18 protein-coding genes, 1 tRNA gene and 1 riboswitch are annotated in these 20,275 nt (G+C 70.5%); of the genes, 8 read left to right on the plus strand and 11 right to left on the minus strand.

Features of this window, described 5'->3' with window-relative positions; all coding sequences use genetic code 11:
* The 9 genes from OVA15_RS08665 to OVA15_RS08710 form a co-directional block, all read right to left on the minus strand.
* Entirely contained in the window at positions 1 to 2,430 is a 2,430-nt protein-coding gene (locus tag OVA15_RS08665) for an ATP-binding cassette domain-containing protein (protein WP_326493277.1), read from the minus strand.
* Positions 2,427 to 3,095 (minus strand): ECF transporter S component, encoded by a 669-nt coding sequence (locus OVA15_RS08675; protein ID WP_268144378.1) that lies wholly within the window; start codon positions 3,093 to 3,095, stop codon positions 2,427 to 2,429. The genes OVA15_RS08665 and OVA15_RS08675 overlap by 4 nt, the downstream gene beginning before the upstream one ends.
* A gap of 113 nt (positions 3,096 to 3,208) precedes the next feature.
* A riboswitch (TPP riboswitch) is annotated at positions 3,209 to 3,313 on the minus strand.
* Between the two features lie 145 nt (positions 3,314 to 3,458).
* The gene (locus OVA15_RS08680; protein ID WP_206390682.1) at positions 3,459 to 3,740 is read right to left on the minus strand and encodes a DUF4235 domain-containing protein; all 282 of its coding nucleotides are present in this window, start codon (positions 3,738 to 3,740) and stop codon (positions 3,459 to 3,461) included.
* Positions 3,741 to 3,847: 107 nt separating this feature from the next.
* Entirely contained in the window at positions 3,848 to 4,237 is a 390-nt protein-coding gene (mnhG, locus tag OVA15_RS08685) for a monovalent cation/H(+) antiporter subunit G (RefSeq protein WP_024289798.1), read from the minus strand.
* A complete protein-coding gene (locus tag OVA15_RS13280) occupies positions 4,237 to 4,623 on the minus strand; it encodes a monovalent cation/H+ antiporter complex subunit F (protein ID WP_326493278.1) in 387 nt (128 codons plus the stop codon). The genes mnhG and OVA15_RS13280 overlap by 1 nt, the downstream gene beginning before the upstream one ends.
* A complete protein-coding gene (locus OVA15_RS08695) occupies positions 4,620 to 5,303 on the minus strand; it encodes a Na+/H+ antiporter subunit E (RefSeq protein WP_061712173.1) in 684 nt (227 codons plus the stop codon). Before OVA15_RS08695 ends, OVA15_RS13280 begins: the two co-directional genes overlap by 4 nt.
* Entirely contained in the window at positions 5,300 to 7,135 is a 1,836-nt protein-coding gene (locus OVA15_RS08700) for a Na+/H+ antiporter subunit D (protein ID WP_206390684.1), read from the minus strand. Before OVA15_RS08700 ends, OVA15_RS08695 begins: the two co-directional genes overlap by 4 nt.
* The gene (locus tag OVA15_RS08705; RefSeq protein ID WP_006213853.1) at positions 7,132 to 7,653 is read right to left on the minus strand and encodes a Na(+)/H(+) antiporter subunit C; all 522 of its coding nucleotides are present in this window, start codon (positions 7,651 to 7,653) and stop codon (positions 7,132 to 7,134) included. Before OVA15_RS08705 ends, OVA15_RS08700 begins: the two co-directional genes overlap by 4 nt.
* A complete protein-coding gene (locus OVA15_RS08710; protein ID WP_206390685.1) occupies positions 7,650 to 10,874 on the minus strand; it encodes a Na+/H+ antiporter subunit A in 3,225 nt (1,074 codons plus the stop codon). Before OVA15_RS08710 ends, OVA15_RS08705 begins: the two co-directional genes overlap by 4 nt.
* Positions 10,875 to 11,106: 232 nt before the next feature.
* Between OVA15_RS08710 and OVA15_RS08715 the strand changes: the two genes are divergently transcribed.
* Positions 11,107 to 12,477: an MFS transporter gene (locus OVA15_RS08715; protein WP_268144383.1), complete on the plus strand. Its 1,371-nt coding sequence runs from the start codon at positions 11,107 to 11,109 to the stop codon at positions 12,475 to 12,477.
* 50 nt (positions 12,478 to 12,527) lie between these two features.
* Here OVA15_RS08715 and dcd read toward each other — a convergent pair whose 3' ends face one another.
* Positions 12,528 to 13,109 (minus strand): dCTP deaminase, encoded by a 582-nt coding sequence (dcd, locus tag OVA15_RS08720; RefSeq protein WP_053448328.1) that lies wholly within the window; start codon positions 13,107 to 13,109, stop codon positions 12,528 to 12,530.
* A gap of 78 nt (positions 13,110 to 13,187) precedes the next feature.
* Here dcd and OVA15_RS08725 point away from each other — a divergent pair.
* From OVA15_RS08725 to OVA15_RS08755, 7 genes are all read left to right on the plus strand, one after another.
* A tRNA-Gly gene (locus tag OVA15_RS08725) sits at positions 13,188 to 13,258 on the plus strand.
* A gap of 185 nt (positions 13,259 to 13,443) precedes the next feature.
* Positions 13,444 to 13,893 (plus strand): aspartate 1-decarboxylase, encoded by a 450-nt coding sequence (gene panD / locus OVA15_RS08730; protein WP_268144385.1) that lies wholly within the window; start codon positions 13,444 to 13,446, stop codon positions 13,891 to 13,893.
* A gap of 1 nt (position 13,894) precedes the next feature.
* Complete coding sequence (locus OVA15_RS08735) at positions 13,895 to 14,917, plus strand: AEC family transporter (protein ID WP_268144387.1); 1,023 nt, start codon at positions 13,895 to 13,897, stop codon at positions 14,915 to 14,917.
* 149 nt (positions 14,918 to 15,066) lie between these two features.
* Positions 15,067 to 16,365 (plus strand): extracellular solute-binding protein, encoded by a 1,299-nt coding sequence (locus OVA15_RS08740; RefSeq protein ID WP_268144389.1) that lies wholly within the window; start codon positions 15,067 to 15,069, stop codon positions 16,363 to 16,365.
* Positions 16,362 to 17,300 (plus strand): carbohydrate ABC transporter permease, encoded by a 939-nt coding sequence (locus OVA15_RS08745; protein ID WP_326493279.1) that lies wholly within the window; start codon positions 16,362 to 16,364, stop codon positions 17,298 to 17,300. Before OVA15_RS08740 ends, OVA15_RS08745 begins: the two co-directional genes overlap by 4 nt.
* 4 nt (positions 17,301 to 17,304) lie before the next feature.
* Positions 17,305 to 18,138 carry a carbohydrate ABC transporter permease gene (locus OVA15_RS08750; protein ID WP_024289786.1) on the plus strand — a complete coding sequence of 278 codons (834 nt, stop codon included), beginning with the start codon at positions 17,305 to 17,307 and terminating at the stop codon, positions 18,136 to 18,138.
* A 54-nt stretch (positions 18,139 to 18,192) separates the two neighbouring features.
* Positions 18,193 to 19,452, plus strand: coding sequence for an ABC transporter ATP-binding protein (locus tag OVA15_RS08755; RefSeq protein ID WP_053447908.1), 1,260 nt, complete (start codon positions 18,193 to 18,195; stop codon positions 19,450 to 19,452).
* A 126-nt stretch (positions 19,453 to 19,578) separates the two neighbouring features.
* On the opposite strand, the gene OVA15_RS08760 is transcribed toward OVA15_RS08755, so the two are convergent.
* A complete protein-coding gene (locus tag OVA15_RS08760; RefSeq protein WP_053447909.1) occupies positions 19,579 to 20,241 on the minus strand; it encodes a hypothetical protein in 663 nt (220 codons plus the stop codon).
* Between the last annotated feature and the right edge of the window lie 34 nt (positions 20,242 to 20,275).

Here is a 20,275-nt window from a genome sequence, read left to right on the forward strand (position 1 = left end):
TCACTGCCAGATGAAGCGGTGGGTCCCCAGCAGCTCGGAGACCGCCGGCGCGGCCGCCGCTGCGGCCATGGCCGCCCCCAGCAGCAGCGCATCCGCGCGCCCGAAGCGCAGCGGACGGGCCCAGGTCCGATCCCTGGCATCCACCACGCCGCCGAAGCCGCGCACCTCCATGGTCACGGCCAGCCGCGAGGCCCGCCGCAGGGCCTGCACCAGCAGCCCGAACGCACGCCCGCCCAGCTCCCGCACTGCCGCCAGGGGGGCTCGGGAGCCGCCGACGCCGCGTGCCCGACGAGCCGTCACGAGCACCTGCCACTGATCGATCATGACCGTGACCAAGCGCAGCCCCACGAGCGCTGCCAGCACGACCCGCACCGGCAGCCGCATGGTCCGGGCAAGCCGGTCGGCCAGATCGGTCGGGTCGGTGCTCAGCAGCAGCATGACGCCCGGCAGGGCCAGGGCCAGCCCACGCAGCGCGATCGCGGCCCCGGCGGCGATCGAGCCCGAGGTCAGCTGCAGGGGCCCGGCACTCACCCACAGGTGCCCGCCGGCATCCGAGAGAACCGCGGTGCCCCAGCCCGAGAGCAGGGCGGCCACCAGCAGGGGCCAGATCCGCAGCAGCAGAGCACCGGGCCGCTGGCCGATCGCAGCCAGGCCCACGAGCTCCACGGCCAGGATCAGTCCGGAGGTCACGGGATCCGCGGAGAGCAGCAGCGCCAGGCTCAGCACCGCGACCGCCCCGAGCTTGGCCAGGGCGTCGCGGCAAGCCAGGGCGCCGCGCTGCCGAGCGGGCGCGCTCGTGGGCCGCGCTTCCTCCGTCGGCCGGGTCCGGGGTCGCACCGCGATCTCCTCGGCTCCCAGGGCGCGGACCAGGTCGTCATCATGGGTCACGACCACGACGCAGCGGCCCTGCCGCACCTGCTCGGCCAGCAGCTCGACGACGGCCGCCCAGGTCACTGCGTCCTGCCCGAAGGTGGGCTCGTCCAGGATGAGGATCTGGGGTGCTCCAGCCATCACCGTGCCCACGGACAGGCGGCGCTTCTGGCCCCCGGAGAGGGTGAAGGGATTGGCCTCGGCGTGGGCCGAAAGATGCAGCCGCTCGAGCAGCTCGTCCACGCGGCGGGCGATCTCGTCCTCGGGGACCCCGGCCCGGCGCGGGCCCACGGCGAGCTCCTCGCGCACGCTGCCGGTGAGGAACTGATGCTCGGGCTCCTGGAAGACCGTGCCGATGCGCTCCACAAGCTCCGGGCCGGACCATACCGAAGGATCGTCCGGCAGCCCTCCGGCGAGGCTGCCGGCAGCGCGCACCGTACCGGCGCTCGGCACGAGCAGACCGGCCAGCGTCAGGGCCAGCGTCGACTTCCCGGCGCCGTTCGGCCCGGTCAGCGCGAGCGCGCTGCCGGCGCGCAGGCGCAGGTCCACCGGCTGCGCCGCCGGGGCGCCGGCCCAGGCCCCGTCGGGCACCGCGTCCCCGCGGCGCACGCGGCGACGGCGGCGGGAGAGCAGGCGCTGCGAGGGCTGCTCGCGCGAGACCTCGAGCTCGTCGGCGCGCAGGAGCAGCTCACCGGGGGCGGGGGCCGGGGCGGCCGCGGCGGCGCGCTGGCCCGGCAGCCAGATGCCGGCGCGGCGCAGCTGCTCGCGCTGGGCCCCCCGGGCGCCGAGGACGTCCTCGGGGCTCCCGTCGGCCAGCACTCCCCGCGGCCCCAGGACCACGACGCGCTCCACCAGATCCGCCCAGACCTCGGTGCGGTGCTCGACCACGATCAGCGTGGCCCCGGTGTCCTCGACCACCGTCTCGACCGCCCTGCGGACGGTCGCCACCCCCTCTGGATCCAGGTTGGCCGTGGGCTCGTCGAGCAGCAGCAGGCGCGGGCGCATGGCGGTGATGCCGGCCAGGCCGAGGCGCTGCTGCTGCCCGCCGGACAGCGCCGAGGTGTCCCGGCTGCGGGAGATCTCTAGCCCCACGGCCCGCAGGGCGGCATCGGCCTGGTCCCAGATCTCCTCGGCGGGCACGGCCAGGTTCTCCGGGCCGAACGCGACGTCGTCGCCGGCCCTGGCCAGCAGGATCGAGGACTCCGGATCCTGCTGGAGCAGGCCGGTGACGACGCCGCGCTGGGCTGCGGGCTGTCCGTCCACGAGCAGTTCGCCGCGCGAGCCGCTGCTTCCTGAGGGCGCTGCGCGACCGCCGTCGGGCCCCGGCCCGGGGGCATCGTCCTCGGTGTCCGGGAGCACGCCCGCCAGGGCGTGCAGCAGCGTGGACTTGCCCGAGCCGCTGGCGCCCAGCAGCAGCACGCACTGCCCCGCGGGGATCTCGAGGTCCACCTGCTCGATGGCTGGGGTCTTCCGACCCCCGGGCTGCCAGCCGAAGCCGCGCGCGAACACGGCGGCTCCGCCGCGCACGGCCCTGTCGGCTCCGTGCGTGCGAGCGGTCATCGACCGGAGGCCAGGCCCGAGAGCACTCCCGTGGAGCGCAGAGCGCGCGTCAGTGCCCACATGGCAAGACCGGCGATGACCGCCCCGGACACCGTGCCCAGCACGACGTAGACCGCCTGGTGGGCCATCGGCCACTCGTAGTAGTAGATCAGGCACTCGGTCAGTGTCCCGAGCGCTCCGGCGGCAGCGCCCGAGGCCACGGCCACGACCGGGCCGAAGCGGCGGTACCCGGCGGCCAGGAAGACGGCCTCCGCCGCCGCGCCCTGGATGAGACCGGAGAGCACGACCGTCATGCCGAAGTGGGTGCCCAGCAGCCCCTCGAAGCACGCCGCCAGCAGCTCGCAGGCCAGTGCTGCGCCGGGGCGGCGGATGATGAGGGCGGCCAGCGGTCCGGCCATCAGCCATCCGCCGACCAGCAGGCCGCCCGCCGGGGGATAGCCGACCGTGACGGCCTGGGAGAGGGGGTAGACCAGAGCGGACCAGGCCCAGAAGATCACGCCGCAGGCGGCGGCCAGCACTGCGAGGACCACGAGGTCGAGCACGCGCCACCTCAGGCGGGAGCGCGCGCTGCGCTGCGGGGAGCCGATGGTTCCGGGGTCGCGGTCCGAGCGCGTATCGAGGCCGGATCCGGTGCTCATCTGACCGGTGCTGCGATGCTGCGTCATGGTGGTCCTCCTGGGGGCCCGGGGACGCCGCGGCGCCCCTGTCATCAGGAGGGGAGAAGCGCTTCTCGCGCGTTCCTGCGTGGGCGGGCGCCCGCAGGAACGCGCGAGAAGCACCTCCGAGATGCTCGACTTCCTTCGCCGGTGCTAGCCGGAGCAGGTTCGAGGGTCTGCGGCGGACCGCACTCTCAGCGCCCTCGGGCGCTCCCCTGTCGTGTGCCTGGGATCCTACGCCAAACGCGCAGCAGATGCAGGTCACCCTCAGCCGGACCCGGAACGGATGAAGGCGCCGGGAGCACACAGCTCCCGGCGCCTTCGCCATCGATCAGCAGGCCGCGCGCAGCGGCCGGCCCGGACCGGTCGAGATCAGGCGCGGCCCTTGGCCTTCTCCTGCGCCTTGAGCTCGGCCTTCTCGCGCTGCTCGGCGACCTGGCGGTTGACCAGGGTGCGCACGACCGTGGTCAGCACGCCGCTGACCACGGCGAACAGGATGATGTCGAGCCAGCGGTCCTCACGGGGGTCATCGCCCTTGGACGGGACCTGGCGGCCGGTGACCTTCTTCCACGTGGCGTCGAGGCCCTTGGTGGCGGCCTGCACGCCCAGCACGGACGCGCCGGTGCCGATGAGTCCCATAATCTTGGGGTTCATGTCATCTCCTACCCCGAGTGAGCCACTCGGGAGATCGCGGAACCGGCGCCTCAGCCGACGCCGGAGGTTCGGTGCTCACCCTAGCGCGCTCGGCGAGCCGTCGCGGATCACGACGGGCGATCCGCGCCGCCCTGCGACTCGGCGGTGTCGGCCTCGTCCAGGGCTGCGGCCAGGTCATCGGCGATCAGCGTCTCATCGAGCACGTGCTTGGTCCGATAGCTCGAGCGCCCCACCATGTGCGCCGAGACCGGCGCCGTGAGCAGCATCAGGGCCCAGCCGAGCAGGGCCAGCGGCAGCAGCGTCCACTCGCGGGAGTGGATCACCACGGCCAGCAGCATGCACAGCAGACCGAGCACCTGCGGCTTGGTGGCCGCGTGCATACGCGACAGGACGTCCGGCAGCCGGATCAGGCCGAGGCCGGCCGTCAGGGACATGAGGCAGCCCACGAGCAGCAGCACGCCCACGACGATGTCGAGCACGAGGTCCATGGGATCCATCAGCGGTGTCCCTCCTTCTCGGACGGGGCGGGCTTCTGCATCGGGGCGGGCCGGTGATCCTGCTCGGCCCGCTCGCCCTCGACCGGCTCCTTGGTGGCGCCCTCATCGGTCTGGCCCGTCTTCCGGGGCCGCGTGGGCTGGACGAACCGCGCCACGGACACCGAGCCGATGAAGCCCAGCAGCGAGACGGTCACGATGACCATCATGTAGTCGGAGTGATCGCTCCAGACCATCTCCAGGGCGATCGCGGCGACCACCACGGAGAGCAGGACGTCGCTGGAGAGCACGCGGTCCAGCAGCGAGGGTCCCTTCACCAGTCGGTACAGCACGCCGACGGCCGCACCGGCGAGCATCACGAGGCACACGGCCATGACGATGGAGCTCATCGGCTCTGCTCCTCATCCCGTCGTTCGGCCTTCGATCTGTGGGCGTAGCCCGCCCAGCTGCGCAGCACGGCCCGAGGGCTGAGTCCACGGCCCTTCTGGGCGTCCTCGCGCCGCAGCGCGGCGTAGTCCTCCGGGGAGCCCATCATGCGGATCCAGGCAGCCTCGGTGTTGCGCACGGACTCCCGGAAGTGCTCGATGTCCTCGTCGTCGTGCACGTCCAGGACGTGGAAGTAGAGGATCGCGTTCGGACGGTCCACCTCCAGCAGCACCGAGCCCGGGATCAGTCCCGTGGTGCTTCCGGTCGCGGTCATGATCAGATCGGAGTGCGAGCGCATCTGCACGGCGGTCACCGACGAGGAGGCCCTGGGCCCATGGGCGATCACGGTCCACATGACCTCGAAGCTGGCGCGGATGACCTGCCACAGGAAGGTGACGAACAGGGTCACGGCGTGCAGCACGTTGAAGCGGCTGGACAGCTGCACGGGCGGCAGTGCCAGCGCCCGGGTGACCAGCAGGGACAGCACCAGGCCCACCAGCAGGTTCTTGGCCGTCAGCTCGCCCCACAGCACGGCCCATACGAGCATGAGCCACAGGATCAGGGGGATCTCCACGGCCCAGCGGTGCTCGCGCCGCCGCGGCCGGGCGGATGCGGACCCGCGGGATGTCGCTGTCGAGCTCACTGATCTGCCTCCTCGGACTGCTCGGCGCCCTGCCGCTGCGCGTCGGCCTCGGCCGAGGGCCGCGAATCCGTGCCGTCGTAGACCTCGCGCTGGATGCCGGCGCCGCTGTCCTCGCCCACGTCCTCCCCGTACTGCTCGCCCTCCGGCAGGCTCGGTGCGGCAGGGTCATCGGAGCTCGGGTCCTCGCCGTCGTCCACGACGCCGCGCGGTCCCGATTCGTCGCCGAAGACCGCCTCGACGTAGCGCTCGGGGTGCATGAGGTTCTCCGCGGCGTTGTCGGCCACCGAGAACAGCGGTCCCGCGAAGACCGTGAGGGCGACCCCGACCGCCACGAGCATCCCGGTGGGCATCACCATGGAGAACGGCATGAGCTGCACGTTGCTGCGACCGGCCCACCGGCCGCCGCCCTCGGCGTCCATGGACACCGAGGCGGCGCTGCGGGGCCCGTGCTCCCGTGCCTCGTCCCGGGAGACCAGCAGGACCGGATCCGGGTAGTCGGCGTCGTCGGGGGCGCGCAGGAACGCCTTGTTCCAGATGCGCATCAGGGCCATCAGCGTCAGCAGCGAGGTGAGCACGGAGCCGGTGATCACGACCCAGATGGCCCAGCCGCCCTGGTCGGTGCCCGCCTGGATCAGGCCCGCCTTCCCCAGGAAGCCGGAGAACGGCGGGATGCCGCCCAGGTTCAGCGCGGGGATCATGAACAGCAGGGCCAGCAGCGGCGACAGCCCGACCAGGCCGCCCAGGCGGTCCGTGTTGGTCGACCCGCCCCGGCGCTCGATCAGACCGGCCACCAGGAAGAGGCTGGTCTGGATGATGATGTGGTGGACCACGTAGTAGACAACTGCCGCCATGGCGGTCTGCGTGCCGACCGCGATGCCGAAGATCATGTAGCCGATGTGGCTGACCAGCGTGAAGGACAGCAGACGCTTGATGTCGATCTGGGCCAGCGCTCCCAGGATGCCCACGACCATCGTGAGCAGCGAGACCCACAGCAGCAGCTGATCCGCCCTGTCCCCCGGGAACAGCAGCGTCTCGGTGCGGATGATCGCGTAGACGCCCACCTTGGTGAGCAGGCCCGCGAACACGGCCGTGACGGGTGCCGAGGCCGTGGGGTAGGAGTCGGGCAGCCAGAACGACAGCGGGAAGACCGCGGCCTTGATGCCGAAGGCGATCAGCAGCATCAGGTGCAGCTGCATCTGCGTGCCCACCGGCAGATCGCCGAGCTTCACGGCCAGATCCGCCATGTTCACGGTGCCGGTGGCCGCGTAGATCATCGCGATGGCGATCAGGAACAGGACCGAGGAGATCACGGAGACGACCACGTAGGTCACGCCGGCCCGGATGCGCTGGGCCGTGCCGCCCATGGTCATCAGGACGTAGGAGGCCATCAGCAGGATTTCGAAGCCCACGTACAGGTTGAAGAGATCACCCGCCAGGAACGCGTTCGAGACGCCTGCGACCAGGATCAGGAACGTGGGGTAGAAGATCGAGATGGGGCCGTCGTCATCGCCGTCGGCGATGCCCTGCCCGGTCGCGAACAGCAGCACCGCCAGCGAGACCAGGGTCGAGACCACGAGCAGGATGGCCGAGAGCTGGTCCACGACCAGCACGATGCCGAACGGGGCCTGCCACCCGGCGACGTTGATCGAGGTGGGGGCCGACTCCCATGCCGTGGCCAGCACGAGGCACTCGGCCAGCAGCGTCAGCGACAGCGACACGATCGCCACGAAGCGCTGGGCCCGGTTGCGGCGCACCAGCACCAGCGACAGCGCCGCGCCCAGGAAGGGCAGGACGATGGCCAGCGGGGCGAGCTGGATGATGTCGAAGCTCATCGCCGTCCCTCCTTGCGCTGACGCCGCCGCTCAGCGGACTCCTGCTCCCTGCGGTGGCGTGCCAGCTCCTCGGCCCTCTCCTTCTCGTGCTTGTCGATCTCGTCGTCGTCGAACTCCGAGTCCTCCTCGGGCACCTCGGCGTCCAGCTCCTCGTCGTACGACGACTGGACTGCCACGCGGCGGTCCTCGGCGTCGTCAGTGATCTCATCGCGATGGGAGAGCACCCAGGAGCGGTAGATCATGCCGAGCAGGAACGCGGTGATCGCGAAGCCGATCACGATCGCCGTGAGCACGAGCGCCTGCGGCAGCGGGTCCGAGTAGGCCCTCGGGTCCAGACCGGAGTCGTAGAGCGGCGAGCGCCCCGGCAGCCCTCCGGTGTGCAGCAGCAGCAGGTTGGTGCCGTTGGTCAGCAGCATGATGCCCAGCAGCACGCGGGTCAGCGAGCGCTCGAGCAGCATGTAGACGCCCACGGCGTAGAGCACGCCCATGACCACCAGCATGGTGAGGTTCAGGCTCATCGTCGTCCCTCCCCCGTCCGGTCGTCATCGGTGCTCGTGCGCTTGCCGGCGCTGAGGATCTGCTGCCGGTCCATGCCCCCGCCGCCGAAGTCCTTGAGGTCGGTCTCGGAGACGGTGACGTCCTGCGTGGCGTCGCTCTCGGTCAGGTCGACGTCGTCGCTGGCCTCTTCGCGCAGGACGGTGATCGCCCCGGTGCTGCCCGGCTCCGAGGAGGGGCGGCGCACCACGCGGATGCGGGCACCGCCGCGACCGGCGGCACGACGACGGCGGCGCAGCGCCTCGTCCTCGGTGTGCCGGTCGATCTGCCCGCCGAGCGAGCGCAGGACGTCCAGGACCATGCCCACGACCACCAGGTAGACGCCGACATCGAAGATCATGGCGGTCACGAACTTCACCTCGCCGATGATCGGCCAGGTCCACTCGAACGTGTAGCTCTGCATGATCGAGCCGCCGAAGAAGATCGGGGCTATGGCGTAGACCGCGGCGATGGCCAGGCCCAGGCCCAGCATGGTGCCCGCGTTGATGGGCGTCGAGCGCCACAGCTCGTAGCGCCCGCCCGCGAGATAGCGCAGCGTGAGCGCCAGACCGGCGGTCAGGCCGCCGGCGAATCCGCCGCCGGGGAGGTTGTGACCGGCGATCAGGAAGTACAGCGAGACCATGATGATCGTGTGGAACAGCAGCCGGGTCACGATCTCGAGCACGATCGAGCGCCGCTCCGGGGACAGCGTGCGCCCGGCCACGATGTAGGGATCGTCCACGTCGCCGCGGAAGGACCGCGAGGCGCGGTCGAACTCGGTCTCGAAGCTGCGCGCGGTGATCTCGGAGCGCTGGCGGATCTGGCGGATCTGCCCGGTGCTGGGCTGGGCCGTGGCGTGCGGGCGGTCCCGGCGCCCGAGCACGAAGATCAGCGAGGCGATGCCGGTGGCTGCCAGGACCAGCACGGAGATCTCCCCGAACGTGTCCCACACGCGGATGTCCACGAGCAGCACGTTCACGACGTTCGCGCCGTCGCCCTCCTCGTAGGCCAGCCGCGGCATGGCGAACGAGACCGGGGACTCGGTGCGCGAGGCCATGGAGAAGGCCGCCAGCAGCATCATGAAGCCGCCGAAGAGGATCGCGATGATGGCCCGCGGCAGGCGGGTGCGATCGGCCTTGCGGTCCCACACGGGCGCCGGCAGGGTCCGCAGCGCCAGCACGAAGGCCACCAGGGCGATGGTCTCCACCAGGGTCTGGGTCAGCGCGAGGTCCGGGGCGCCCTGCAGGGCGAAGGTCAGCGCCAGGCCGTAGCCCGTCACGGAGACGAGCAGCACGGCCAGGAAGCGCTTGCCCGCGCGCAGCACGGCCAGGCACGCGCCGATGATCAGCGCGGCCGCCACGAGCTGTCCCCACGAGTCCGCGATGCGCATGGAGCCCAGCGGCGGGGTCTCGTAGAGGAACAGGACGGTGACCGGCACGACGATCGCCGTGATCAGGATGACCGAGAGGTAGAAGCTCAGCGAGCCCCTCTGGGTCTTGCCCGTGACCCACACAGCCAGCTTGTCCAGGGAGTCGATGACCTCGCGGTAGATCCGCTCGGCCGGGGTCATGTGCGGCAGGGAGTGCAGCACCGCGGCCAGCGTGCGGCGATTGGCGTGCATGAGGAGCCCGAGCGCGATGATCCCCAGCGAGATCAGCAGCGCGCCGTTGATGCCGTGCCACAGCGCCAGGTGCAGCGTGGCCTCGCCGGCGAACTCGCCCACCCAGGGCAGCAGCGAGTGCTCGACCGGTCCGGGCACGAAGCCGTAGACGATCGTCAGGACGGTGAGCACCACGGCAGGGGCCACGAAGGAGCGGGCTGCGTGGTGGGCCGGGGTGCGCATGGGCCGGCCGTCCTCGCCCGTGGGCAGCTGGGCGAACGCGCTGCGCTTGACCCCGAAGGCGCCCCACACGAAGCGGGCCGAGTACACGACGGTGAACACCGAGCCGAGGATCACGCCGAGCAGGCGGATCCAGGCCAGGGCGTCTCCCGTGTCCGCCTGGACGTCGTGGAGCAGGGTGCCGAGCACGGCCTCCTTGGCCACGAAGCCCCCGAACGGCGGGACGCCTGCCATCGAGGCCGCCGCGATGATCGCCACGACCAGCAGGACGGGCATCTGGCGACCGAGCTCGGAGAGCTTGCGGATGTCTCGGGTGCCGGTCTCGTGGTCGATGATCCCGACCGTGAGGAAGAGGGTCGCCTTGAACAGCGCGTGGCCCACGAGCAGCGCCATGCCGGCCAGGGCGGCGTCGGGGGTGCCGACGGACAGGACCAGGATCATGAAGCCCAGCTGGGACACGGTGCCGTAGGCCAGCAGCAACTTGAGGTCGTACTGGCGCATGGCGACCCAGCCGCCGAAGACCATGGTGCCGACGCCCAGCGTGAGCAGCATGGGCTGCCAGGCGGCGGTGTCCGAGTAGCCCGGGGCCAGCCGGGCCACCAGGTAGACGCCGGCCTTCACCATGGAGGCGGCGTGCAGGTAGGCCGAGACGGGCGTGGGGGCGGCCATGGCCTCGGGCAGCCAGAAGTGGAACGGGATCAGCGCCGACTTGGTCACAGCGCCCACGAGCAGCAGCGCGATCGCGACGTCGATGATCGGCCCGTGCGAGGCCAGCTGCGGGCCCATGGCCACGAGCTCGGAGATCCGGTAGGTGCCGGCGCTCTGCCCCAGCAGGATGACGCCCACGAGCATGGTCAGGCCGCCGGCGGTCGTGATGATCAGGGCCTGCATGGAGGCGCGGCGAGCCGAGAGCCGGACGCGGGCATACCCGATGAGCAGGAACGACAGGACGGTCGTGATCTCCCAGAAGATGAACAGCAGCAGGAGATCATCGGCCACGACGAGCCCGTACATGGCCCCGGCGAAGGCGACCAGCTGCGCGCCGAAGGAGCCCGTGTCCGGGGAGTCCTCCGAAAAGTAGCGGGCGCAGTAGGCCAGCACGAGCGCACCGATGCCCAGCACGATCAGCGACATCACCCACGCCAGGGAGTCGGTGCGCAGGGCGATCGCCAGGTCCATGGTGGGCAGCCAGGGGATCACCTGCTGCCACTGCCCGGAATGCGCGGCCCCGCCCTGCAGCAGCACCCAGATGAACGAGGCCGCCGGCACCGCCGCGATGACGTAGAAGGCGGACCGGCCGAAGCGGGTGAACAGGGGCGGTGCGAGCAGAGCGATGGCTGCGTGGGCTATCAGCACTGCCAGCACGTGCGCCTCCGTTGCGGCTCGAGGAGTCGACGACCAGCGGCTCTGCAGGCCGGCCGATCGGTCGAGGGACCGGCGACGAGGGCAGCGGCTCGTAAGTCGTCTTGCGGGGTCGTCTTGCGGGGAACTTCCCAGCAGATTACCAACTCGCCGGCAGGCCCCGCCGTGCCCAGGGCCACCTTCACCTTGTCGCGAAATCGTCCGACGGCCGCCGTCGCCCCTAGTCTTCAGCATCATGGAATCCACTGCGCGGCCCGCGGCCGTCGATCCGACGGTTCCCCCTGCTCCGCTGTCCCCCGCCGGGCCCGGCGCCCTGGGCTCCTGGTACCTCTACGACGCCGCGATCTCCGTGATCGATGCGCTGATGATCACGTTCGTCTTCGGGACGTACCTGACGTCAGGGTCCTTCGGCAGCACCGAGCACGCCACGCAGATGCTGTCCCGGGGAACGGTCGTGGCCGCGGTGATGATCGCCGTGGCGGCTCCGCTGATCGGCTGGCTCTCCGACCGCAGCGGCCGCCGATCGACCGGCATCGCCGTGTTCACGGGGATCTGCGCGGCGTGCACGGCAGCCTGCTTCCTCGTGCGTCCCGAGGAGCAGCTGCTCATGCTCGGCGTCGTCCTGCTCAGCGCCGCCAACGCGGCCAAGGAGCTCGCCGTCGTGGACTACTACGCGACCCTTCCCGGGCTGACCTCCCCGGAGTCGATCGGACGCGTCAGCGGACGCGGCTGGGCTGTCGGCTACATCTTCTCGATCCTGGCCACCGCGTTCGTGCTGTTCGGCTTCATCACGCCCGGCTTCGTGGGGCTGCCCACGGACGAGGCCCTCAACGTCCGGGCGGTCGCCCTGTTCTGCGCCGTGTGGTGCGTCGTCCTGGCTGTCCCGCTGATCGTGAGCCTGCGCCGCATCGAAGCCCGGTGTCCCAGCCGCCGGGCCCCGGGCACCGGCGGCGGAGCTCTGGCTCCCTACCGGGAGATCGTGCGCATGGTGGTCCACCTCTGGCGCACAGATCGTCGGGCGCTGCACTTCCTCGCGGCCTCGGCCGTGTTCCGCGACGGCCTCTCCGCCGTGTTCGCCTTCGGCGGCCTGATCGCTGCGGGGACCTTCGGGTTCAGCCTCACCGAGGTCATGATCTTCGCGATCGCGGGCAACCTGATCGCGGGCCTCGGTGCACTGCTGGGCGGCCAGCTCGACGACCGCCTGGGTCCCAAGCCGGTGATCGTCGCCGCACTGGCCCTGGTCGCCGTGGCCGGCACCGCCCTGATGCTGCTCGAGGGCAAGGGGGCCTTCTGGGTCTGCGGACTGGCGCTGTGCGTAGCGGTCGGCCCGGCCCAGGCCTCGTCGCGGTCCTACCTGGGGCGGCTGACCACCGAGGGCACGGAGGGCTCCCTCTACGGGCTCTACGCCACGACCGGGCGTGCGGTGAGCTTCCTGGCCCCGCTGCTGTTCGGGACGGCCATCGGCGTCTTCGGCGAACAGCGCTACGGGATCCTGGGCATCGTGGCCGTCGTCCTGCTGGGCCTTCTCATGATGATCGGGCTGCCCACGCGGCCCCGGCCCGCGGTGGCCGCCGCCGAAGCGGTCTCCACCGCGCACACCGCCTGAGCCCTGCAGCATGCGGCTGCGCACAGCAGCCCGCGCCGCCCGAGTGCTCCTCAGCGCGGCAGCTGCGTGCGGTGGAAGCTCAGGTGCGAGCGCGAGGCCGTGGGTCCGCGCTGGCCCTGGTAGCGGTTCTGGTGATCCCCCGTGCCGTAGGGCTCCTCGGCGGACGACGACAGCCGGAAGAAGCACAGCTGCCCGACCTTCGAGCCCGGCCACAGCTTGATCGGCAGCGTGGCCATGTTGGACAGCTCGAGGGTCACGTGCCCCGAGAAGCCCGGGTCGATGAAGCCCGCGGTCGAATGCGTCAGCAGCCCCAGGCGCCCCAGCGAGGACTTGCCCTCGAGCCGGGCGGCGATGTCGTCTGGAAGGCTCACGCACTCGTAGGTGGAGCCCAGCACGAACTCGCCGGGATGCAGCACGAAGGGCTCCTCCGGAGCCACCTCCACGAGCCGGGTCAGCCCCGGCTGCTCGATCGACGGGTCGATCACGGCGTGCTTGTGGTTGTCGAAGAGCCGGAACCATCGGTCCAGGCGGACGTCGATGCTCGAGGGCTGGATGAGGTCGAGGTCGCAGGGCTCGAGCCGGACCCGCTGGGCCTCGAGCTCGGCGCGGATGTCGCGATCGGAGAGCAGCACGGCTGCCACGGTAGTCCACGCGGGCGCCCGACGCATTGGCGCCGTGTCGTGGACTGCGCTAGAGTCGGCGTTCGTCGCGCGGCTGTAGCTCAATGGTAGAGCGCACGCTTCCCAAGCCTGATACGCGGGTTCGATTCCCGTCAGCCGCTCTCTCGTCGGCCTGCGCCGACCGCGCCCGCAGACCCTCCGGTCTGCGGGCGCTTCTCATCGGACGGCCCTTCCGGCTGCGGACAGGGGCGCTCCGTGCGGCCGCAGCCCCGAACGCCACGCGCATATGCCGTCAGCGGCATCCGAGCTTCCCCGCACCCCTGCTCGCGTCTCGTGAAAGGCAGCCATGCTGCGAACCATGTTCACCGGCAAGATCCACCGCGCGACCGTGACCCACGCGGACCTGCACTACGTGGGCTCCGTGACCGTCGACCTGGACCTGCTCGAGGCCGCCGAAATCCTCCCGGGCCAGCTGGTCCACATCGTCGACATCACCAACGGGGCGCGCCTGGAGACCTACACGATCCCCGGCGAGCGCGGCTCGGGCGTGATCGGCATCAACGGCGCCGCCGCCCACCTCGTGTCCGTGGGCGACCTCGTGATCCTGATGGCCTACGCCCAGATGGACGACCAGGAGGCCCGCACGTACGAGCCGCACGTCGTCCATGTGGATGCCGGCAACCGCATCGTGCACCTGGGGCAGGACCCCGCCGAGGCCGTCGTCGGGGACGTGAAGACCCCCGATCACGCCGTGAGCTCCCCGGACGCGCGCGCCGAGCTGGGCGGGCGCGGCTGAGATGACCGGGGTCCTCGCGGGATTCGCGGTCATCTGGATCATCATCCTGGTGGGGGCCGTCGTCTCCCGCGCGGGGATCCTGGGCGATGCCGGCCAGCACTCCCTGAGCGCCTTCTCCTTCTGGGTGGCCTCCCCCTGCCTGCTGTTCCTGACGGTCTCCGGGGCGGACGTCTCCCAGATCTTCTCCGCCCCGCTGCTCGTGGCCCTGGTCTCCGCCTGGGCCACCGCCTCGCTGTGGTGGGGCTTCGCCTTCGCACGGCGCGCCCTGCGGCGGCGGGATCAGCGGGATCGGGCCGCGCAGAGTTTCCCCTCGGCCGACGACGACGGCAGCTCCGTCGAGCGCCGCGGCGCCCAGGGCGAACGCGCGCGGCTGGGCTCCGTGATCATGTCCGGACAGTCCGCCTCGATGGTCAACTCCGCCAACCTGGGCATCCCGCTGACGACCTTCGTGCTCGGCGATGCCTCGGCCGTCGTGCCCGTGATCCTGTTCCAGCTGGCGATCTACACGCCCATCTACCTGGCCCTCATGGACATCGCAGTGCTCGGGCGCCGCCCGAACCCGCTGTCGCTGCTGCGCTCCGTGGCCACGAATCCCATGATCCTGGGCTCGCTGCTCGGCGTGGTCTTCTCGGCCACCGGCTGGCAGCTGCCGACCGTGGCCCACCAGCCGATCGAGCTGATCTCCGGGGCGGCCATCCCGTGCATGCTCGCCGCGTTCGGCATGTCGCTGGTCTCCCACCGCCCGCTGCAGGGCACTCGCGCCCACCGCCAGGAGGTCGCGCTGCTCTCCGCGCTGAAGCTGATCGCCCAGCCCGTCCTGGCCTGGCTGTTCGGCCTCGCCCTGGGCCTCGACCCCGCCATGCTCTACGGCGTGGTCCTGATGGCGGCGCTGCCGACGGCGCAGAACGTCTATGTGGCGGCCGTGCGCTATCGCAGCGCTGAGGCCGTGACCCGCGACGTCGTGCTCGTGACCTCCGTGGCCGCCATGGGGACCATGGCCGTCGTGGCCCTGCTGCTCGCCTGAGCCGCCCCCGTTCACCTCCCGTTGCGCGACTTCCGGGGACTCGCCCAGATGATTGTGTGCCAATTCACATCTGGGAGTATTCTGGGCCGTGGAGGTGCCTGCCGTGTCCACGGTGCGCCTCGCACGAATCGAGCACACGGAGGAACCTCGTGAGAGCAGAGCACCATCGGCGACGGCTGCGCACCGCAGCGCTCGCCTCGATCGGAGCACTGATGCTGGCGGGCTGCGCATCGGATGATGGCGGTCCCACCGAGCTGACGTGGTACATCAACCCGGACAACGGGGGGCAGGCCACGATCGCCGAGCAGTGCTCCGCGGACTCGGGCGGGAAGTACACCATCACCACCTCGCTGCTGCCGCGCGATGCCGCCACGCAGCGCGAGCAGCTGGCCCGCCGCCTGGCGGCCGGCGACAGGTCCATGGACATCATGTCCCTGGACCCGCCCTTCATCCCCGAGCTGGCCGAGCCGGGCTTCCTGGCCGCACCGCCGCAGGAGCTCGTGGAGACAGCTACGCAGGACACCCTCGAGGGCGCCCAGGCCGGTGCGCAGTGGGACGGCGAGTACGTCTCCATCCCGTTCTGGGCCAACACGCAGCTGCTGTGGTACCGCAAGTCCGTGGCCGAGGCCGCCGGGCTGGACATGACCCAGCCCGTGACGTGGGAGCAGATCATCACGGCCGCGAAGGACCAGGACAAGTACCTGGGAGTGCAGGGCGTGCAGGGCGAGTCCATGACCGTGTGGGTCAACAGCCTCGTGGAGTCCGCCGGCGGCTCGATCGTGGAGGGCGACCCCGCCTCGGTCGACACCCTGGAGCTCGCGCTCGATTCCGAGGCCGGGGGCAAGGCCGCAGGCATCGTCGGGACGATCGGCGAGGAGGGACTGGGCGGTCCGGGCATCGACACCCAGGACGAGAACGCCGCCATGGAGCAGTTCCGCGGCGAGAAGGGCTCGTTCATGGTCAACTGGCCGTTCATCTACTCCGCCACCCAGGGCGCTGTCGCGGAGGGCTCGGTCGAGCAGTCCGTGATGGACGACATCGCCTGGACCACCTGGCCCCGCGTGGACGCGGACACCCCGTCGGCTCCCCCGCTGGGCGGCATCAACCTGGGCGTGGGCGCCAGCTCCGAGAACCAGGACCTGGCATGGGAGGCCATCGAGTGCATCTCGGACCCGGCCAACCAGGCGAAGTACATGGTCTCCGACGGCAACCCCGCCGCCGCCTCCTCTGCCTACGAGGACAAGGCCGTGCAGGAGGCCTACCCCATGTACGAGGCCATCCGCGAGTCCCTGGACAGCGCCGCCCCGCGCCCGCAGACCCCGTACTACAACGAGATCTCCTCCGGCATCCAGCAGGAGTGGACCCCGATCCATGAGGTCAACGAGAACACCCCGGCGAACTCGCAGGAGTTCATCGACTCCGTCCTGAAGGGAGAGTCGCTGCTGTGAGCACCTCGACTCAGGGCCGCCGACGGCCCGCCTCCGCCCCGATCTCCGACCGGCTGAAGTCCGAGCGCCGCCTCGGCTGGCTGCTGGCCGGACCGGCCTTCGCGGTCATGCTGCTGGTGACCATGTACCCCATCATCCAGGCGCTGTTCGACTCGCTGTTCTCCTACCGCCTCACGGCCCCGGATGACCGAGAGTTCATCGGCCTCCAGAACTACTGGACGGTCCTCACGGACGGTGTGTTCTGGAAGGACCTGTGGGTCACGTTGCTCATCACGGTCGTCACCGTCGCCGTGGAGCTCGTGCTCGGCTTCGCGCTGGCGCTGGTCATGCACTCGGCGATCAAGCGGCTGCGCGGCCTGCTGCGCACCGTGATCCTGGTGCCCTACGGCATCATCACGGTCGTGTCGGCCTTCGCCTGGTTCTACGCCTTCGACATCAACACCGGCTACGTGAACTCGTGGTTCGCCTGGCTGCCGGTCATCGGCCCGGACTTCAACTGGTTCGGCCAGAGCTGGTCCGCGCTGCTGGTGATCATGGCCTCCGAGATCTGGAAGACCACGCCGTTCATCTCCCTGCTGCTGCTCTCGGGCCTGGCGCAGGTGCCGAACGAGCTCGGCGAGGCCGCCAAGGTCGACGGCGCCGGCTGGTGGGAGCGCATGGTCAAGGTGACCATCCCCTCCATGAAGGCCGCCATCATGGTCGCGGTCGTCTTCCGCGCCCTGGATGCCTTCCGCATCTTCGACAACATCTACATCATGACCAACGGCCAGTATGGGACCGAGTCGCTGTCGCTGCTGGCCTACCGCACCTCGATCACCCGTCTGGAGATCGGCCTCGGCTCGGCGATCTCCGTGATCCTGTTCATCTGCGTCCTGCTGATCGCCGTCGTGGCCATCAAGGGCTTCAAGGTGGATCTCACCGGAAGGAAGGGCTGATCCCATGACCGGCAAGCAGAAGCTCGGCTGGGCGGTCATCACCGTCCTCGTCCTCGTGTGGTGCCTCTTCCCGGTGCTCTCGATCCTCATGAACTCCTTCAAGTCCGCCTCGGACCTGACCTCGGGCGGGTTCATCCCCACCCAGTTCACGTGGGAGAACTACGAGATGATCTTCGTGGGCTCGGCCCAGGACCTCTTCGTCCCGGCGCTGCGCAACTCGATCGGCATCACGCTGATCGCCACGGCGATCGCCGTGGTGCTGGCGACCCTGTGCGCCTACGCCATCGCCCGCCTGGACTTCCGCGGCAAGTCCCTGATCCTCACGACCTCGCTCATGGTCTCCATGTTCCCCGTCGTGTCGATCGTGACCCCGCTGTTCAACATGTGGCGCCAGATCGGGCTCTACGACACCTGGCTGGGCCTGATCCTGCCGTACCTGTCGCTGACCCTGCCGATCTCCATCTGGACGCTGGCGGCCTACTTCCAGCAGATCCCGTGGGATCTGGACTCCGCGGCCCAGGTCGACGGCGCCACCACCCTGCAGTCCTTCCGCAAGGTGATCGTGCCCATGGTGACCCCGGGCATCTTCACGACCGCGATCATCGCGTTCTTCATCGCCTGGAACGACTTCGTGTTCGGCATCGGCCTGACCTCGACCTCGGCGGCCCGCCCCGTGCCGGCCGCACTGGGCTTCTTCACCGGCGCCTCGCAGTTCGAGGACCCCGCCGGCGCCATCTCCGCCGCCGCGATCGTGGTCACCATCCCGGTGGTCCTGCTGGTGCTGCTGTTCCAGCGCCAGATCGTCTCCGGCCTCACCCAGGGCGCCGTCAAGGGCTGACGCCCGGTACGGACCCGAAACCACACTTCCTCCCCACGAGAGGCGCACAGCACCATGGCATCCATCACCATCGACAATCTCATCAAGAAGTACGACGACGGCTTCCCCGCCATCAAGGGCGTCAGCATCGACGTCGCCGACGGCGAGTTCCTGATCCTCGTCGGCCCGTCCGGCTGCGGAAAGTCCACCCTCCTGCGCATGGTCGTGGGTCTGGAGGACATCACCGACGGCGAGCTGCGGATCGACGGGACCCGCGTCAACGAGAAGCAGCCACGAGAGCGCAACCTCTCGATGGTCTTCCAGAACTACGCCCTGTACCCGTTCCTGACCGTGTACGAGAACATCGCGTTCCCGCTGCGCCTGGCCAAGGGCTCGGACAAGCTCTCCGAGGACCAGATCGACGCCAAGGTCCGCGAGGCCTCGCGCCTGCTGGATCTCGACGACCACCTGGAGCGCAAGCCCGGCAACCTGTCCGGCGGTCAGCGCCAGCGCGTGGCCATGGGCCGCGCGATCGTGCGCGAGGCCGACGCCTTCCTGTTCGACGAGCCGCTGTCCAACCTGGACGCCAAGCTGCGCGGGCAGATGCGCACCGAGATCGCGCAGCTGCAGCGCCGTCTGGGCATCACCTCACTGTACGTGACCCACGATCAGACCGAGGCCATGACCCTGGGCGATCGCGTGGCCGTGCTGAAGAAGGGCGAGCTGCAGCAGATCGCCTCTCCGCGCGAGCTCTACGAGCAGCCCGTCAACCTGTTCGTGGCCGGGTTCATCGGCGCCCCGTCGATGAACTTCCTGCCGGCCCATCGCAACGGCGACGTCTTCGTGACGCCGCTGGGCGAGATCCCGGTCCCGGCCCATGCCCAGGGCCGTCTGGACTCGGCCGGCGAGCTGCTCGTGCTGGGCGTGCGCCCGGAGCACTTCGCGGATGCCCGCGACGTCGCCGACACCCCGTGGTCGGCCAAGGGCGCCACGTTCGACGCCGAGCTCTCGCACACGGAGTGGCTGGGCAACCAGCAGTACGGCTACGTGCAGTTCGAGCAGGACCGGGACGTCAAGGACAAGCTCGACGAGCTCGCCCGCGACCTGGACGCCGATGAGATGCCCGCCCAGGTGGTCGTCGAGCTGCCCGCCAGCTCTCGCGTGCGCGGCGGCTCGCAGGCCAAGCTGTGGCTGAACACCTCCAAGATGCACGTGTTCGACCCGCAGACCGGCGAGAACCTCACCCGCGACGAGGAGGCCGGCGCCGAGCTGACCCGCGAGGCCAACGAGGAGCGCAAGGCCGACATCGCGCGGATGCGCGACCATCAGGCCTGACCCGCCTCCTGCCTGACGACAGCGGCCGGTCCTCCCCTCACGGGAGGACCGGCCGCTGTCGTCGTGCCGGGTCGCAGGGTGGCCGTCCGCCTGACTCCCGCACGGCGATCCGGCGGGGCCGGCGGCTCAGCCCTGGTTCCAGGCCATCCACACCAGCAGCAGGACCGCGGCGATCGCCGCCAGACCCGTGAGCAGGGGACGCAGCCACGGGAAGCGCATCAAGGGGCCCACGAGCCGCGGCCAGGTCTTCGCCATGTGCGCTGGGCTGGCCTGGGCGAAGCGCTCCGTCTTCACCCCCAGGTGCTCCACGAGGCGGTCGATGGACTTCCGGTCCCAGATCGTCCCGTCCATGCGGAACAGGCGCCGCCCCGCGTCGTCGGCCGCCCACAGGTAGGGCCGAGCGACGCCGCGGCGGCGCTTGGTCCCGTCGGAGCCGGTGCGCGCCGGGCGGCGCAGGGAGTCCACGACCACCAGCCGCTCGATCTTCGACCGCTCCATCGTGTGGAAGCCGATCGTGCGCGAGCCGATCACATGGGTGGGCGTGATCGCCACGGTCACGGGCCGCAGCCAGCGCCACGCGCTGACGGCGCAGCCGATGATGACGATGACCAGCACGATGATCCCCATGGGCGCCGGCCGCCGCACCCCCAGCACGGCAAGGCACAGGAGCCCGAGCACGACCGCGGGCAGGCAGGCCAGCAGACGCCGGCCCATCGAGCCGATGCGAGGGTGCAGAACCCGCTCGGCGGTGCCGTACTTCGCGGGGATCTGGCGGATGGACTCGGCCATGGAGTGCGGCTCCTTCGAAGCGCGGGCGGTGTCG

The sequence above is a fragment of the Kocuria sp. SL71 genome (genome assembly GCF_026672465.1).
Lineage (GTDB): Bacteria > Actinomycetota > Actinomycetes > Actinomycetales > Micrococcaceae > Kocuria > Kocuria palustris.